The sequence below is a fragment of the Haloferula chungangensis genome, assembly GCF_042664875.1.
GTDB lineage: Bacteria > Verrucomicrobiota > Verrucomicrobiia > Verrucomicrobiales > Akkermansiaceae > Haloferula > Haloferula chungangensis.
This window is the reverse complement of record NZ_JBHTBS010000003.1, coordinates 215,802-230,844: the sequence shown is the minus strand read 5'-3', so window position 1 is coordinate 230,844 and position 15,043 is coordinate 215,802. Positions and strand designations below refer to the sequence as shown.

9 protein-coding genes and 1 tRNA gene are annotated in these 15,043 nt (G+C 58.4%); 4 read left to right on the top strand and 6 right to left on the bottom strand.

What is annotated here, in order from left to right; genetic code table 11:
• The first annotated feature begins 114 nt into the window (after positions 1-114).
• From lnt to ACFQY0_RS07485, 3 genes are all read left to right on the top strand, one after another.
• Positions 115-1,902: an apolipoprotein N-acyltransferase gene (gene lnt, locus ACFQY0_RS07495; RefSeq protein WP_379710921.1), complete on the top strand. Its 1,788-nt coding sequence runs from the start codon at positions 115-117 to the stop codon at positions 1,900-1,902.
• A 20-nt stretch (positions 1,903-1,922) separates the two neighbouring features.
• Positions 1,923-2,369 (top strand): hypothetical protein, encoded by a 447-nt coding sequence (locus ACFQY0_RS07490; protein WP_379710919.1) that lies wholly within the window; start codon positions 1,923-1,925, stop codon positions 2,367-2,369.
• An 85-nt stretch (positions 2,370-2,454) separates the two neighbouring features.
• Positions 2,455-3,987, top strand: a complete 1,533-nt coding sequence (locus ACFQY0_RS07485; RefSeq protein ID WP_379710917.1) for an arylsulfatase — start codon at positions 2,455-2,457, stop codon at positions 3,985-3,987.
• A gap of 174 nt (positions 3,988-4,161) precedes the next feature.
• On the opposite strand, the gene ACFQY0_RS07480 is transcribed toward ACFQY0_RS07485, so the two are convergent.
• The 6 genes from ACFQY0_RS07480 to ACFQY0_RS07455 all read right to left on the bottom strand — a co-directional run bounded on the left by ACFQY0_RS07480 (position 4,162) and on the right by ACFQY0_RS07455 (position 12,452).
• Positions 4,162-5,628: a Gfo/Idh/MocA family protein gene (locus ACFQY0_RS07480; protein ID WP_379710916.1), complete on the bottom strand. Its 1,467-nt coding sequence runs from the start codon at positions 5,626-5,628 to the stop codon at positions 4,162-4,164.
• A 14-nt stretch (positions 5,629-5,642) separates the two neighbouring features.
• Positions 5,643-6,491 (bottom strand): PIG-L deacetylase family protein, encoded by an 849-nt coding sequence (locus ACFQY0_RS07475; RefSeq protein WP_379710914.1) that lies wholly within the window; start codon positions 6,489-6,491, stop codon positions 5,643-5,645.
• Between the two features lie 141 nt (positions 6,492-6,632).
• Positions 6,633-6,708: transfer RNA gene (locus tag ACFQY0_RS07470), tRNA-Phe, on the bottom strand.
• A gap of 128 nt (positions 6,709-6,836) precedes the next feature.
• Complete coding sequence (locus tag ACFQY0_RS07465; protein WP_379710912.1) at positions 6,837-7,802, bottom strand: M28 family metallopeptidase; 966 nt, start codon at positions 7,800-7,802, stop codon at positions 6,837-6,839.
• Between the two features lie 15 nt (positions 7,803-7,817).
• Positions 7,818-8,708 carry a ParB/RepB/Spo0J family partition protein gene (locus ACFQY0_RS07460; protein ID WP_379710910.1) on the bottom strand — a complete coding sequence of 297 codons (891 nt, stop codon included), beginning with the start codon at positions 8,706-8,708 and terminating at the stop codon, positions 7,818-7,820.
• A gap of 249 nt (positions 8,709-8,957) precedes the next feature.
• On the bottom strand, positions 8,958-12,452 hold the full coding sequence (locus ACFQY0_RS07455; protein WP_379710908.1) for an ATP-binding cassette domain-containing protein: 3,495 nt from the start codon (positions 12,450-12,452) through the stop codon (positions 8,958-8,960).
• A gap of 163 nt (positions 12,453-12,615) precedes the next feature.
• Between ACFQY0_RS07455 and ftsH the strand changes: the two genes are divergently transcribed.
• Entirely contained in the window at positions 12,616-14,985 is a 2,370-nt protein-coding gene (ftsH, locus tag ACFQY0_RS07450) for an ATP-dependent zinc metalloprotease FtsH (RefSeq protein WP_379710906.1), read from the top strand.
• The last annotated feature ends 58 nt before the right edge of the window (positions 14,986-15,043 follow it).

The window sequence follows — 15,043 nt, the reverse complement described above, 5'->3', positions numbered from 1 at the left end:
TTGAAGATCGCTCGTTTTCAAGAGGCGTCGACCGATATCAGAAAACCGTCCGGTGAGTTGAAAGCGGTGTCGCCGTTCGAAGACTCACTCTGCCACCGCGGTCCAAATTTTTGAATGAAACTTCGATTGCTACGACTCCTTGGGGCGATCATTTCCGGATTGGGAATGGCGCTCACGCTGCCGCCGTTTGACTTCGGCGGCCTGGTGTGGGTGGTGCTTTTGCCACTGCTGGTGGTGTTGTGGTCGGTGAAGGGCAAGCGGCCGGGCTGGAAGGGGTTTGGGATCGGTTGGATCGGCGGGGTAGCCTACTTCTTATTGAGCTTGCACTGGTTGTCGGTCGTGAGCGGCGTGGGCTGGGTGGCGTTGTCGATGTATCTGGCCTTGTTCGTCGGACTCTGGGGTGCCTTTGCGGCGAAGTGGGCGAATCCTTGGGCGGTTGTTGAAGTTCCTGCCGGGGAAACGAGTTTGGAGCGGAAGCTGCGTGAAAAGTCGCAGATGAAATCGAGTCACTGGAAGGTTTCGGCCGCTTCGATCCGGGTGGCATTCGCATTGGCAGCTTTGTGGGCCTCGTTGGAATGGCTGCGGGGTTGGCTGTTCACCGGCTTCGGATGGAACCCGCTGGCGACGGCTTTCCACGACACCCCGGTGATGGCTCAGTCGGCCGACTTGTTAGGTCTTTGTGCCTTGTCGTTTGTGCCGGTGTTCCTTCAGGCGGTGATGGTGCAGACCGGCCGACGGCTTTGGACGGAAGCTCGCGAAGGGAAGATCCGGCCCCATGCGGATTTTGCGACGGCCGCCTTGTTGATCGCGCTCTGCTTTTGCTACGGCGTTTGGAGGCTTCATACGACCGGAAAGGGCGAGAGTGTCCGATTGAAGGCACTGCTGGTGCAGCTGAATATCCCGCAGGATGCAGCTCAACGCCTGTGGTCGCCCGAGAAAATTCACATGGCCTATGAAGAGGACACGCTTGCCGCGCTGCAGGAGATCGAGCGGCAGGATGAAGAGCGTTTTCGTGAAGCGGCAGAGCGGGGAGAGGAAATCGAACTGCGGAGGCCGGACTGGATCATGTGGCCGGAATCCTCTCTAACAGGTCGAGTGATCCGCACGGATGACGGCACCTGGGGAATGTGGGATGAGAACATGCTGACCTTGAACCGGGTGAGGGAGTCCGGGGATTTCACCGTGGTGATGGGTCTCAACGAGATCGAAGGTGAATACTTTGGCGACGACCTGGTGATGAAGGAGCGCGCCCGGGTTTGGAATTCGATGGTGGTCTTGCCACCGGATGGTGGGCTGACGACCTACCGGAAGCATCACCTGGTGATTTTTGGAGAGTACATTCCTCTGGTGGAGAAGCTGCCTTTCCTCAAGAAACTCTACGAACAGCAGGCGGGTGTTGAGTTCGGTGGATCGTTTTCGATGGGCGAGAGCTTTGATCCACTGCCGACCATGATCGATGGCGAGGAGATTGAATTGCTGCCGACGGTTTGTTTCGAAGACACCGTGCCGAGACTGATGCGCAGGTTCGTCCGAACCGGGCCTCAGTTGATCGTGAATGTCACCAATGATGGCTGGTTCAAGGAGAGCCCCGCGGCGGCTCAGCATTTTGCGAATGCGAAGTTCCGGTCGATTGAATTGCGTCGTCCGATGATTCGCTGTGCGAACTCAGGAGTGAGCGCGGCTGTGAACTCGGTGGGAACGACAGGCCATCCCGACACCGGGGTGAAACAGGAAATTCGGGATGATGCGGGGGATCATCTGACCCGTGGTTGGATGTTGGCGGAAGTGGATATTCCGAAGCGTTCGCCGGTAACGGGCTATGCCATCGCAGGGGATTGGGGAGTGATTGGTTTGGGAGTGCTGGGTCTCGTCGTGGGAGTGACGGGAAGGAGGCGCTGCTGAAAGCGAGAAAGAGCGATGTGGTGGCGCTGGGATTTTTGATCGCGGCGGTTGTGGCTTTTGGCCTCTTTCAGGGATTGGTGGAGTATCGGAGTTTTGATCCCTATGGAGAGAGAATGCTGGAAACCCGGGGATACGAGGTTTGGAGGGCGATCTATGAATCCGGACACGCGGGCTATCTCGATGATTTTCTCCGCTTCTTCATCGCGGGCTTGGTTCTCGGGGCCGTCATTACCATGGCCTCGCCATTTCTGGTGAATGTGCTGGGGAGGTCCCGGCTGCTTTGGTGGGTGGGAATCTGCGCTTCTGCGATGGCGACGATTGCCGTCTGCGGTTGTATGCTCTGGATGCAATACGCCTCGGGTCAAGCAGCGGATCCTGAGTTCGAATATGGCCCGGGTTACTTCTTCCTTTTGATTTTTCCCCTCCTCAATTTCATCGGACTTCTCTGCATTCGAAAGCAGCATTGACCATTATTGAGTCGGCGGTGATGGTGTGGTCCCGTTATGTCTGCCCTGGTGGTTGGCTCGAAACGAATCGATGTATTTTGAAATCATGAGAAAGTTGATAAACGTATTGCTCGCAGTTGGGTTGCTAATGGTGGTGAGGGGGGCTGATAATCGTGATCGACCGAATGTCATCATGATCTTCGCGGATGACCTCGGAATCGGGATGCTGGGTTGCTACGGCCAGAAATTGGTCAAGACCCCGAATATTGACCTTCTGGCAAGGGAAGGGATGAAGTTTACCAATTACTATGGTGCCGTTTATTGCGCACCGTCACGATGGTGCCTGCTTACCGGTCTTCACGACGGACGGATCGGAGGTTGGAAGCAAACGGGCTCCGGACTGGTCATCGAGCGCGATGCGGGAAAGATCAGCGAGGAAGAGTATCAGAAACGTTTTGCGAAACTGAAAGCGGAGAGTTATCCGGTTCACCCTGAAGAAGTCTTTCTTGCGGAAGTCGCGCAAGGGGCAGGATATAGGACAGCCCAGTTCGGCAAGTTGGACCGAGGTTTCACGACTTGGGCGGAGCAAGTCGAGCGCTTCGGTTGGGATTTTCACGAAGGCTACTATGACCATACCCGTTGCCACGGGTTTTATCCGCCGTATCTCTGGAGAAATGGTCAGCGTTTCGAGCTCGAGGGGAACACCCGTGCCGACTGCGGGCGGATGTCGGAGGAGGGTGACGAACCGGTTGGCGAAGGAGGAGAAACTTATTCGGAGAATGTCTTCATCGAAGGGATCCTGAAATTCATTCGCGATCATAAGGATGAGCGGTTCTATCTTCAGCATTCCACTCAGCTTCCTCATGGACCGGTGGCCATTCCTGAGTTGCATCCTGATTATGCTGACGATGAGCGCTTAAGCTTGGGCGAGAAGAAGTATGCTTCCATGGTTCGGATGCTTGACGATCATGTGGGCCTCATCATGGCGGAACTCAAGATGCTTGGCCTGGATGAAAAAACCGTCGTCTTTTTCACCTCCGACAATGGTCACGAGTTATACTATGGTCCGAAACCCAGCTACGCAAAGCAGCTGCTGCCTGATGGAGAGAAGGCAAATCTGACCGATAAGAAATGGCGAACTTCCGAATGTGGTGATGTTTTCGATGGTGCCGCCGGGCGGGCAGGCTTGAAGCGGAGCGGCTACCAGGGAGGTATGCAGGTTCCCATGATTGTCCGCTGGCCGAATCGGATCAAAGCCGGGAGTACCACGGGCCTTCTCAGCACCCACTACGACTTCATGGGAACCCTGGCTGATTTGACGGGTGGAAGGCTTCCCCAAGGGAAGGATAGCATATCCTACGCAGAAACTCTTCTGAAGGGAACTCAGTCGAAGGAGCATGAATACGTGGTGGTGAACAACCAGTTCGGCAAGATGGGCCGCTCCGCCTTGATCTCGCGGGATGGATGGAAGCTGGTGGAGCTGGATCGGAAGAAAAATCGGTTCCAGCTCTATAATTTGAAGACGGACAACGAAGAGCGCTATGATGTGGCGAAGGAGAATCCAGAGAGGGTCGCTCAGTTGAAGAAGATCCTCTTGAGCGAGTTGAGTTCCCCACGGCCTGATTTGCCCAAGTCATGATGACATATCGCGTTTCTTGAGGTCGGCGCGGAGATGCCTTGAGGCGCAACCATTTCACGAGATCTCGATCAAGCGCTTGGCTGAAACTTCGGCTAGTGAGTGAGACCGTGAGCTCTTGCGGAGTCGAGGTTCTCGTCCAAGGGAAGCATCGTGATGATAAGGGATTATTCCAGTTCAGGAAACGATGCCAAGCGGCTGCGTGGCCTTCCAGTTGCCCCGGGTGAAGTCAGGGAAATCCTGGGGCATGCCGTCTTCTGCGACCGACTTACGGGAAAGCGGAGTGACGGCAGACCAGAAGGCACCTTCATAGACGTTCTGATCCAGGGGCAAACCTTGCCGCAGGCATTCGATGGCGCGGAAATTCATGATGGCATCCATGCCACCGTGGCCACCGTGCTTTTTTGCCGCCGCCTCCATGCGCTTGAAGAGCGGATGATCGAAGTGCTCGTAGAATGCGTGGTAGCCACCTCCCTCGATCCAGCTGTGGTAGTTGGACTTTTTGTTAGGTTTGTCCTCGGGAAGACCGAGGAGTTCGCGTAGCGCGGGAGTGGCGTTCTTCCAAGTGTAGTCGAGAGCGATGCGGTTCGGGAAACCGGCGCCGGTTCCACGAGTGCCCTGAATGAGATTGTGACGGCTGTATGGCCGGGGGCTGCTTTCATCCCACTGGACCATGATGGTGCGGCCTCGCTCGGTCTTGATGATGGAAGTGCTCATGTCGCCTCCTTTGGAGAAGTCGAGTTTGGCGGACTTGGAATCCGGTTTGAGGACTTCTTTGGCGTAGAGTGCGTGATTGCGGGCGGGGGAGGAGAAGGAGACGAGTCGACGGAAGTTGTCGTCGCCCCGAGCGATGTTCATGTACTGGGCGACCGGTCCGAGACCGTGGGTCGGGTAGAGGTTTCCATTCTCATTGGCCCAGTGGAGCGTGCGCCAGGATCCGGTGCCTCGTCCTCTTTCATAATGGTTCATTTGGCCCCGGAGTTCGTGAATGTAGGCAGCCTCGCCATGGAGGAGTTCGCCAAAGACATCCTGCCGGCACATGTTGAGGAACATCAGTTCGTCGCGTCCATAGTTGACGTTTTCCATCATCATGCAGTGACGCCGCGTCGTCTCCGAGGTGTCGATGATCTTCCAGAGATCTTCGTTCGTGGTGGCAAGGGGAACTTCGACGAAGGCGTGGGCTCCGGCGTTCATGGCATCGATGGCCATCGCTGCATGCCATTCCCAAGGGGTGGCGATCCAAACGGCGTCGGGTTTTGTTTCGGCGAGCATCTTGCGATAGGTGCGCTCGTCACCGGAGTAGAGTCTGACGCCCTTATGGCGCTCGGGATCCGCAGCCAGGGCTCTCTTTTCCGCTTTCCTGCAATTGTCCTCGTAGAGATCACAGATGCCGACGATCTCCGTGCCTTCGGCGGCTGCGGCGTGGGCAAGGTGGGTGGGTCCGCGAGCTCCGACGCCAATGATGGCGACCTTGATCTTGGGAAGTTCAGGCGCCGCAAAGTCTCCCATGTATTGCGCGGAGGATGGACGAGGTGATTGGGCGGAGCTGAGCGCGGGGATGGCGGCGATACCTGCTCCGATACCGCTGAGGGTTTTTATAAAGCCACGGCGTGATCCGGCGGTTGTTAGGTTTTGAGGGTTCATGATAGAATGGAGGCTTAGCGGAATTTGTTGAGGCGAAGTTCGATATCAGTCTTCAATCGCTCTGCGTAACTGAGAGTGAAATCGACGATGTCGAGATGGTTGTCGTGCACAAGGGGTGTGAGATCCATGGCGAAGGTGAAACCAGTCTCGGTGTCGGAGTGGTGGGAATCCAGAAAGGTGGCATGGGCGAGACGGCGTCCCATGACTGCCAGATCATAGCGCTTGCCACCCTGAATCTGGGATTCGAAGACCTGGTTGAGCGAAGCCTGCAGTTCGGGATGGGCGGTGGTGGGCAGGAGGCCTTTGTCCTGATCGATGAGCCAATCAAGATCCCGCCAGATTTCGCAACCCCAGGCCTGCTTCGGGCGTTGGTCTGCGGGAAGGCTGCGCAAGGCCCGCAGGCTGCGGAGAAGCACGGCGACGTGGGTGTCATGCTTGTCAGCGGGATTGTGCAAATAGACAACCTCGGGTCGGGCGATTGAAAGCACGGTGCTGAGGTCTTCTATGATGTGGGTATTGTTAGAGTCCTTGATCTCGGCACTTGGATAGCCGAGTTGGATTATCGAGCCGTATTCACCGAGGGTGGCAGCCCTGCGTTGCTCCTCGGCGCGGATGGCTTGCATTTCGGAATCACCCACATCGGCGTAAGCGCCGCTGCGCGAGCTGCCGGCCCCGTCGGTGCAGGTGATGCCGCTGAACCATGCGTCCTTCTTTCCATAACAATGCGCGATGCCGTGATAGGCGAAGAACTCGAGGTCGTCCTGATGGGCACCGATTGCGAGATGGGTGGTGCGGGAGAGTGCGCCGGGAAGGGGAGAGGCATCGGGGATGAAGCAGTCGGCGGATGCTTGATGGAAATTCATGAAGGCGCAAAGTATCTGAAATATCGATACGGAAGGACGAGGCGAATTCAGACAACAAGTTGGCGAACCTGCGCTTTTCGCGGAGATGCGCCGGAGGTGGCGGCTTGAGCCCTTGTTGGAAAAAGGGGGAAAGGGGAAAAGTGGTGGCCCAACCCGGATTCGAACCAGGGACACGCGGATTTTCAATCCGCTGCTCTACCAACTGAGCTATTGGGCCATGCCTGCCTTGCGGAAGGTGGGGCGGGATTTAGGGTGGCCGACCGGGTTTTGACAACCGAAAAATCAGGCTTTCTGTTGGGAATTTTCGTTAGCGATTCAAAGTGCCTGATTTCACGGGTGTTCGGCTCACTTTGAGGACGGGGTCTGAAGCTCAGAGAGGAAGCCAAGAGTCAGCTTGCCAACCTTCTCAAGCATCTCGGGTGTGAGCTTGTCGAGGGTGTCGCCTGGCTGGTGCCAGTAGTTCATTTGCTGGAAGTCTCCGATCACGTGAAGGCAGGGCAGGCCGGTGTTCTGAAGGGGGACATGATCGTCGATGATCGGACCGGGGGCTTTGACGAGCGGGTGTTTGAAAGCGAGGGGCGGGGCGGCTTTCTCGACAGCTGCGGCGAAGTGCTCGGGGGTTTCCGGATTATAATAGAGTGGGAAATTGGGATCACCGACGATGTCGAGGACGATGCCGATGGATGGCCAGCTGGGTCGGGTGGAAAGATCGTGGGCGAAATACTTGCTGCCGTAGAGACCGTCGGAGGGGGTGATGTTCGGGCGGAAAGCTTCTTCGCCATCAAAGAAGGCGAACTCGATTTGGGCGGCAGCGCTTGGCTTGGTTGAGAGGACGCGGGCAAGTTCGAGCATCACGCCGGTAGAGGAGCCACCGTCATTGGCGCCGACGAAGGGAAAGGAGAGTTTCTTGCTATCGAGGTGGCCGCCGATGATCACCGGCAGGGAAGTGGGGTGGGCCGGCGCCGAGGGGTGACGGGCGAGGAGATTGGTGAAATCGAGTGGGCCATCGGGGGTGGCGGCGCGAAAGGTCTGGCGCGAGGTGATCCAGCCAAATTCCTTGAGCGTGCTCTCGAGATACTGAAGCGTCTTTTGGTAGCCCTCGCTGGAAGGTGGGCGGGGACCGAAGGAGACGATCTTCTCGACGTGCGCGAAGGCATTTGCGCCAGAGAAGGCATCGGCAATTTCGCCGGCGATCGGCTGATAGGTGACTCGTTGCGGGGGCGTGGACTCAGCTTTCCTGCACTGCCCGAAGGTCAGGATGAGGCCAAGCGCGGTGAATGAGAGAGCGAGCGGAACGAGACGAGACTTCACAGACGCAAAGCTGGCTCAAATCTCGCCAATGCCAAGCAGTTCCAGCATGCGCTGAAGGTCGTCGTCGCCGTAATACTCGAGCTCGATCTTGCCCTTCTTGACCCCGTGGTGAATCTGGACGTGGGTGGCGAAGCGGTCGCGGAGCTGGCTTTGGAGGGCTTTGATATGGGCATCCACTTCCGGCTTCGGCGCGGCGCCTTTCTTGGCGTTGCGGCTTTCGGCACCGAACTGTTGGGCAAGTCGTTCGGCAGCGCGGACGGTCATGGAGCGGCGGACGATCTCATCGCATGCCTTCAACTGGGAATCCTGATCCTTGATGGCGAGAATGGCTTTGGCGTGACCGACGCTGATGTGGCCCCGAGAAACGAGTTTCTGAACATCGGGATGGAGGTCGAGGAGGCGCATGGCATTGGCCACGCTGGCGCGGGACTTACCGACGCGGCCGGCGATCTCGTCCTGCTTCATCGCGAATTCTTTGGCGAGGCGAACGTAGCCGGCCGCTTCTTCGATCGGGTTGAGGTCTTCACGCTGAAGGTTCTCGATGAGAGCCATCTCGAGCACGTCGCGGTCGGCGGCTTCGCGCTCGATGACGGGGACGGTGGCGAGTCCGAGCTTCATCGAAGCACGCCAGCGGCGTTCGCCTGCGATCAGTTCCAGCTTGCCGTCGACCGGGCGGACGATCAGCGGCTGGATGATGCCGTGCTGGCGGATCGATTCGACGAGCTCGTCGAGCGGTGTTTCGACGAATGAGGTCCGTGGCTGAAGCGGGCTGGGAACGACCGAGTCGATGGGGACTTCACGGGCTTTGCCAGCTCCGTCATTTGAGGCGTCTGCAGGGGTGGCGGGAGTGCCCCCTTGTTTGCGAATGAGTGCGCCGAGTCCTTTTCCGAGAGCCTGTTTAGACATGGGAGGGGGAAGGTGGCAAACGCGGGGACGAAATCAAAGCGGTATTTGCGATGAGCCGATGAAAAGCAATCATCGGCGAGGTATCTGACTGAGAGGGCATGGAATCCTCGGTGAGGATGATGTCTTTTAAAGCAGGGAGAATGCTCAATAAGTGACCGCTTGAGCCTCAGCATTTCGTCACGGAATGCTTCGGTCGCTCGGGATGATCGTCGGGATTTCCGAGGGGATCATTCGATCCTCAGCGAAACATTACCGGGTGCGGCGGTTCTGGATGATCAAGCTGATGGCGGTCAAAGCGCAGGCGATGAAGTTGGTAAGCACGAGAGCGGTTGCATCAACGTCGAGGGTTGAGACGAAGTCGTCTTTCCATGGTTTCTTCTCTGCAAGGAAGATGTTCGATTTACGACCGAGCTTTTCATTCCGGTAGTCGGTCCGAAAGGTTTCGGCTTCACTGACGAGAAGGTCGATGCGGTTGTTGACGAAGAATTCCGACAAGGGAACGGTGTCCGGGGAATCGGGCCAGATTTCCAGGGATTCCATTTCCAATCGGGTGCCGCCGCGCGCAATCTGGGTAAGTTTGGTGGCGAGTTCGTCCGCCTCTTTGGAATTGGTGGCTCCGGCCGCCACCAGGGTCCGCAAGGCGGTTTTCAGGAGTTCGAAGCGCTTCTCAACTTCGTTGTCGAGGGGTGCCGGCAATTCCTTCATCGTATCCACGCGGCGCTGGATACGAATGCGTTCCAAGTCGAAGGGGTTGCGAGTCGCCTGAGTGACGACCATCGCTTCATAGGCAAAGCGCAACGGCATGATCTTGGCGGGAACCGGGGTGCCGCCGCGCTCCCGCTCGATGCCGGCATTCTCAAAGAGTCCCCGATTCATCTCGCGGAATGGAACCAGGGCGCCGGCCAGCAGCATTTGGGGGACGAGCAGCAGTGGGACGGCGGTCAGGGCGGCGCGTTCACTGCGGACCAAGGCCGAAACCAGCAGGGCGAGCGAGGTGCCGGTGCAGGCAGTGAGGGTCATCCACATCCACTGGTCGACCAGCGTGCCCTTGATTTCCAGGAGGTGGTGGCCAACCGAGGTATAAATCAGGCACTGGATCGCCGCGACGAGGGTTAGCGACACGAATTTCGCCGCCACGTAGAGCAGCGGACTGCGGCGGCAATTTCGCTCGCGACGAAGCATCGGCCGATCCCGCAGGATCTCGGTGGCCGAGTTGGTGAGCCCGAGGAACATCGCCACGGTCGCTGATAGGAAGAGGTAGGCGGGAATGTGGAGCGCCGTCGAAAAGCGGTAGGCACCTTCTGGTGATGAGCGGAGCGTGATGGCAATCAGTGCGGCCAGCAGCGGGGCTTCTATGAGCGATGCGTAGATGGTTCCGCGATTCCGGAACTTCGAAAGCAGCGAGCGCATCAGCTGCGTCTTGAAGACGCTGATCGACTGCTTGATCGTCTGGCTCGGCATGCGCGCCACCGGTCCGGCACTGACGAGTTCGGGAAGGGAATCGATTCGCGAGGGGGGAGCCGAATTCCCGAGTGAGCGGATCAGGACGCGGCTCTCAAATCGCTCCTGCCAGAAGTTCGGCGGGAAGCGGCGGGTGGCCACCGGGCTTTGGCCCCCGCCGAGTTGGGCGAGCGGCGTTTCAAGGATGTCGAAAACAAAGTCGGCACCGAGTCGTGATCCGGCAGCCACTCCCGGGTGGGAAATTGAGAGTCCTTCACAGGCTTCCTGGAAGTACTCGATCATGCCCGTCGGTGATCCGAAGTAGGCCAGACGTCCGCCGTTATCGAGAAGGAGAACTTTGTCGAAAAGTCGAAGTACGTTGGCTCCCGGTCGGTGAAGGGAGGCGATAACGATCTTGTCGCGCGCCAGAGAACGCAGGGTTTCCGCCACGTGCTCGGAATCCTTCGAGGAAAGTCCGGAGATCGGTTCGTCAAAGAGGAACACCTCAGCGGCGCTGCCCAGGTCGAGTCCAAGGTTCAGGCGGCTGCGTTCGCCGCCACTGAGGGTTTTTTCGCCGGGAGATCCCACACGACGGCGTGCGATTGCCTGCAGACCAAGCTCCGCGAGAATGGCGTCGGCGCGCCGATCAATCTCGGAGCCCGGCAGGGACGCCCGACGGATGGCCGTGGCATGCCGCAGGTGCTGTCTAACCGTAAGTTGCGGGTTGAGTGCCTCTTCCTGAGGCATGTTGGCGATGTAGCGGATGAGATCCTCGCGATGTTCGTAGAGCGAGGTGTCGTTGAGCCGGACCTTTCCTCGAGTGGGTTCGAGTTGCCCGGCAAGAGTTGCTAACAGCGTGCTCTTGCCGCTTCCACTGGGGCCGATGATGCACATCATTTCACCGCGCCGGACTTCGAACGAGACGTTGTCGAGAGCTCGGGATTCAGGGCCGAAGTCATGAATCAGATCGTCGACTCGCAGGGTCTCGATCAGGTTTCGTTCCTCTTCGATGATGCCTTCACTGAAACGGCAGCGGAGCGCTTGGGTGCGGGATAGCCGAACGACCGATCCTTCACGAAGCTCGGCGGAGTTGCGGACCGGCACTCCATCGGCGATCACTGGTCCGGATGCGTCGCGAATGAAGAGGTCACCGACCCGGTTTTCAGGATCGATGCGGACACGTAGAACGATTCTTGGAGCGAGTCCCGGGCTCAGAAGGAGGTCGCCGCGCTCCAGAACTGAGGGGTCATTGGAAACCCGGAAATCCCGTTGGTCCGCCGCCAGGCGAAAACGTCCGCCCGCTTCTGCAGCGCGTTTTCTCAGCGCATCGAGCGAGGCAGAAAAACCGTTCTCACCACTGATCCGATCGTGGTGCTTGCAGATGACTTTCAGTCCCGGGATCAAGGGGCCATGGCCGCTGATAACGGTCGCTGACTCCTTGATGGCTTCGACTTCGGCATTCAGTCCGAAGCGGATGCGCACCGTGCTGTTTCTGCTGCGACTTCTTTCGCTCGTCCAGCCTTCCTCGCTGGCAGCGAGAAAGATGGTCGAGGGGTTACCTGTTAGAGCGACGTTGAGGAAAAAGATGAGGTCCTCACAGGTGAGCGTCCAATCGGGAACAACGAGCTGTTGGCGAGCTCGCATACGGAGGAAGTTTCCGGATTCAAGGGATCGCCCGCGCACCCACAGTGGAGCTTCGCCGGTATTTCTGACGAGGATCAGGTCGGCGGCGCGATAAACGCGGAACGAGTGGTCGGCGGCGCTTGCCGGAAGCTTCACGTCGGCGTGCTCGCTGGTCCCGAAAATCACCCGCTCGAAGCCATGGGCTTTCTCGAGCGGGGCGTCGCTCATCTCAGCGATGATTTGGCGGGCGTGCTCGGGACGGCCGAGCCGGCGCATGAAGACCTCAAACGCCGATCGGCTGCGGTCGCTGCGTCCAACGGCATCGACAAGGGTGTAGAGCTGCAGGCCGACCGCCATCTTCTGGGCGTCGGAGAGCGATTCCCGCAGATCGGCGGCGGTGCTGGCCAGGGGTTTTGGATCGCGGACCGCACGCTGCACACGGCGGGCCAGCCAGCTGTGGTCGGCTTCGGGGAAGGCACTGCGCAGCAGATCGAGAATCAGATCCGCCTCGCCGGGGTCGAGCCGGCCGTCGAGCATGGCAAATCCGGCGAAAGCCTCGACCATCATTCCGAGGACTCGGCCGCCGCTGGCGTCCTGTGCGTGGCGGGGTGCCCACAAGCGCCGAAGGTCCCATCCGCCATGGGGCTTCTGGGGAGGTTGGTCGGCGGGCTCGGCAGGCATCCGCCGAATGCTCCCTGATGGACGGGGGAGGAGCAAGACTTCGGATAAAAAATGGGGTTTCCTTTCGCGGGAGCGTAGCTAGTCTCCCGCGCCTTTGCACGGAACGCTCTTGCGTGCTAGGATCCCTGCGCGGAGGGAACAACCCCGCATCTTACTCAATATCATGCCAGAATCGCCTCAACAACGCCCACCCGAAGGTCCCAATGGACAGCGCGGGCCGACCGAAGCTCCCGGATTCAACTGGCGCCTGGCAATTTTGCTGGGAGCTGCATTCGTGATCCTCGGATTCGCCTTCTTTAATAATGGGTCTTCGAAGATTAAATCGCTGAGTTACAGTGATTTCAGGAAAAAGTGGGATCAGGGTCTGATCGTTCAGGATGACTCCAATCGGCCGCTGAAGGTTGAAACGGCCGAAGGCACGGCGGATGCCAAAATTACCGGCTGGTTCAAACCGGCGCCGAAGGTGGATGAGGGAAGTGGCAAGGATGAGGTCATTGCGCTGACCTTTGGGCGTCGCACGCCTCAGGAGCAGGATGTGAACGAGCTTCTCAAGGATACCTTGCCCAGGCAGGTTCACTCCGAGAACCTTCCGGATGGCATTCTTGATGATGCCAAGGTCGTTACTCTGAAGGAATTTCGACGCTATGTGGCTTACGATTACCTGAAGCCGAACAATCCGATGCAGCCGCTGACGCTCTACATGACGCCGACGGATGCCATTCTCGTCGGCACGGTCAATGTGCCTGTCACGCTTGCGGAAGCTCCTGCGGAGGAGGGCAAAGAGGTCCAGGCGACGAACTTGACTCAGTTCACGGTGGATACCTCGATGTATCTGCTGGACGAGGAACTCAAGGATCTTCTGAAGACTGAAGATGCCAGCTATTTCCGAAATACCGACATGCTCGGGAAGGCGATCATCACCTTCCTGCCGGTACTGCTCATCGTCCTCCTCTTGTTTTTCCTGTTCCGCCAGCAGATGAAGGCGGCGGGGAAGGGCGCCATGTCCTTCGGCAAAAGCAAGGCACGGATGCTGACCCGCGATCACAACAAGGTCACTTTCAAGGATGTTGCCGGGATTCAGGAAGCAAAGGAAGAGCTCTGGGAGATCGTCGATTTCCTCCGCGATCCGCGGAAATTCCAAAAGCTTGGCGGGTCGATTCCCAAGGGCGTGCTGATGGTCGGTGCCCCGGGCACTGGTAAGACGCTTCTTGCACGTGCCATTGCTGGTGAGGCGGATGTGCCGTTCTTCTCGATTTCCGGTTCCGACTTCGTGGAAATGTTCGTCGGTGTGGGCGCTTCACGCGTTCGCGACATGTTCGAGCAGGGCAAGAAACATGCTCCCTGCCTGATCTTCATCGATGAGATCGACGCCGTCGGTCGTCACCGTGGACACGGCATGGGTGGTGGTCACGATGAGCGGGAACAGACACTCAACCAGCTTCTTGTCGAGATGGATGGCTTCGACACTCAGGAGGGCATCATCATCATTGCTGCGACCAACCGGCCCGATGTGTTGGACCCCGCGCTGCTTCGTCCGGGACGATTCGACCGTCAGGTCACCGTGTCACTTCCAGACGTCAAGGGCCGCGAGGAAATCCTCGGGGTCCACGTGAAAAAGATCAAGCTGGCTCCGGGTTCCGATCTCAGCGTGATTGCCCGCGGGACGCCTGGATTCTCCGGTGCGGAATTGGCGAACTTGATCAACGAGGCGGCCCTGCTTGCCGCGCGTAAAGGTCTCACCGCGGTGACTCTTGCGGAGCTCGAGGAAGCTCGCGACAAGGTGCGCTGGGGTCGGGAGCGGCGCAGCATGGCGCTCAGCGAGAAGGAGAAGACGACCACCGCTTATCATGAAGCCGGCCACGCGCTGTTGCTGACGATTCTCGAGCATGTCGATCCTCTTCACAAGGTTACCATCATTCCCCGCGGCCCGTATCTGGGAGCCGCATTCCACCTCCCGACGGAAGACAAGTACCACTTCCACAAACGTCAGGGCGAGGAGCAGTTGATCGTAACGATGGGTGGTCGAGTCGCTGAAGAAATTATTTTCGGCGATGTGACCAGCGGCGCCTCCGGCGATATCAATCAGGCAACGAAGCTTGCCCGCAAGATGGTCTGCGAATGGGGGATGAGCGAAGAGCTGGGGATGGTCGAATACGGCGATCCACAGGGCGAGGTGTTCCTTGCCCGCGATATTTCCCGCCAACGGAATTACTCCGAGGCGACGGCTCAGAAGATCGATGCCGAGATCAAGCAGGTGATCGATCATGCTTATTCCGAGGCCAAGCGCTTGCTTCTCGAAAGGCGCGAGCATCTCGAACTGATTGCTCAAGGTCTGCTTGAGTATGAGACGCTTGATGCCAGCCACATCAATGACCTGATCGAATTTGGGGAAATGCGGAATCCTCCGAGTTCTCCGACGCCTCCAACCCTTCCAGATGACATGCCAAAGTCCTCGGCTCCCAAGCCGAAAGGTGACGAGCAGGAGGACGATGACGGACCGATGCCCGGTGAAGTCGTTGGTGCCCCTGCCTGATTGCTGAGCGGCTGATTTCCCGACTCAATGCGCTTATTGGGTTGGGAGGGGATCGGAT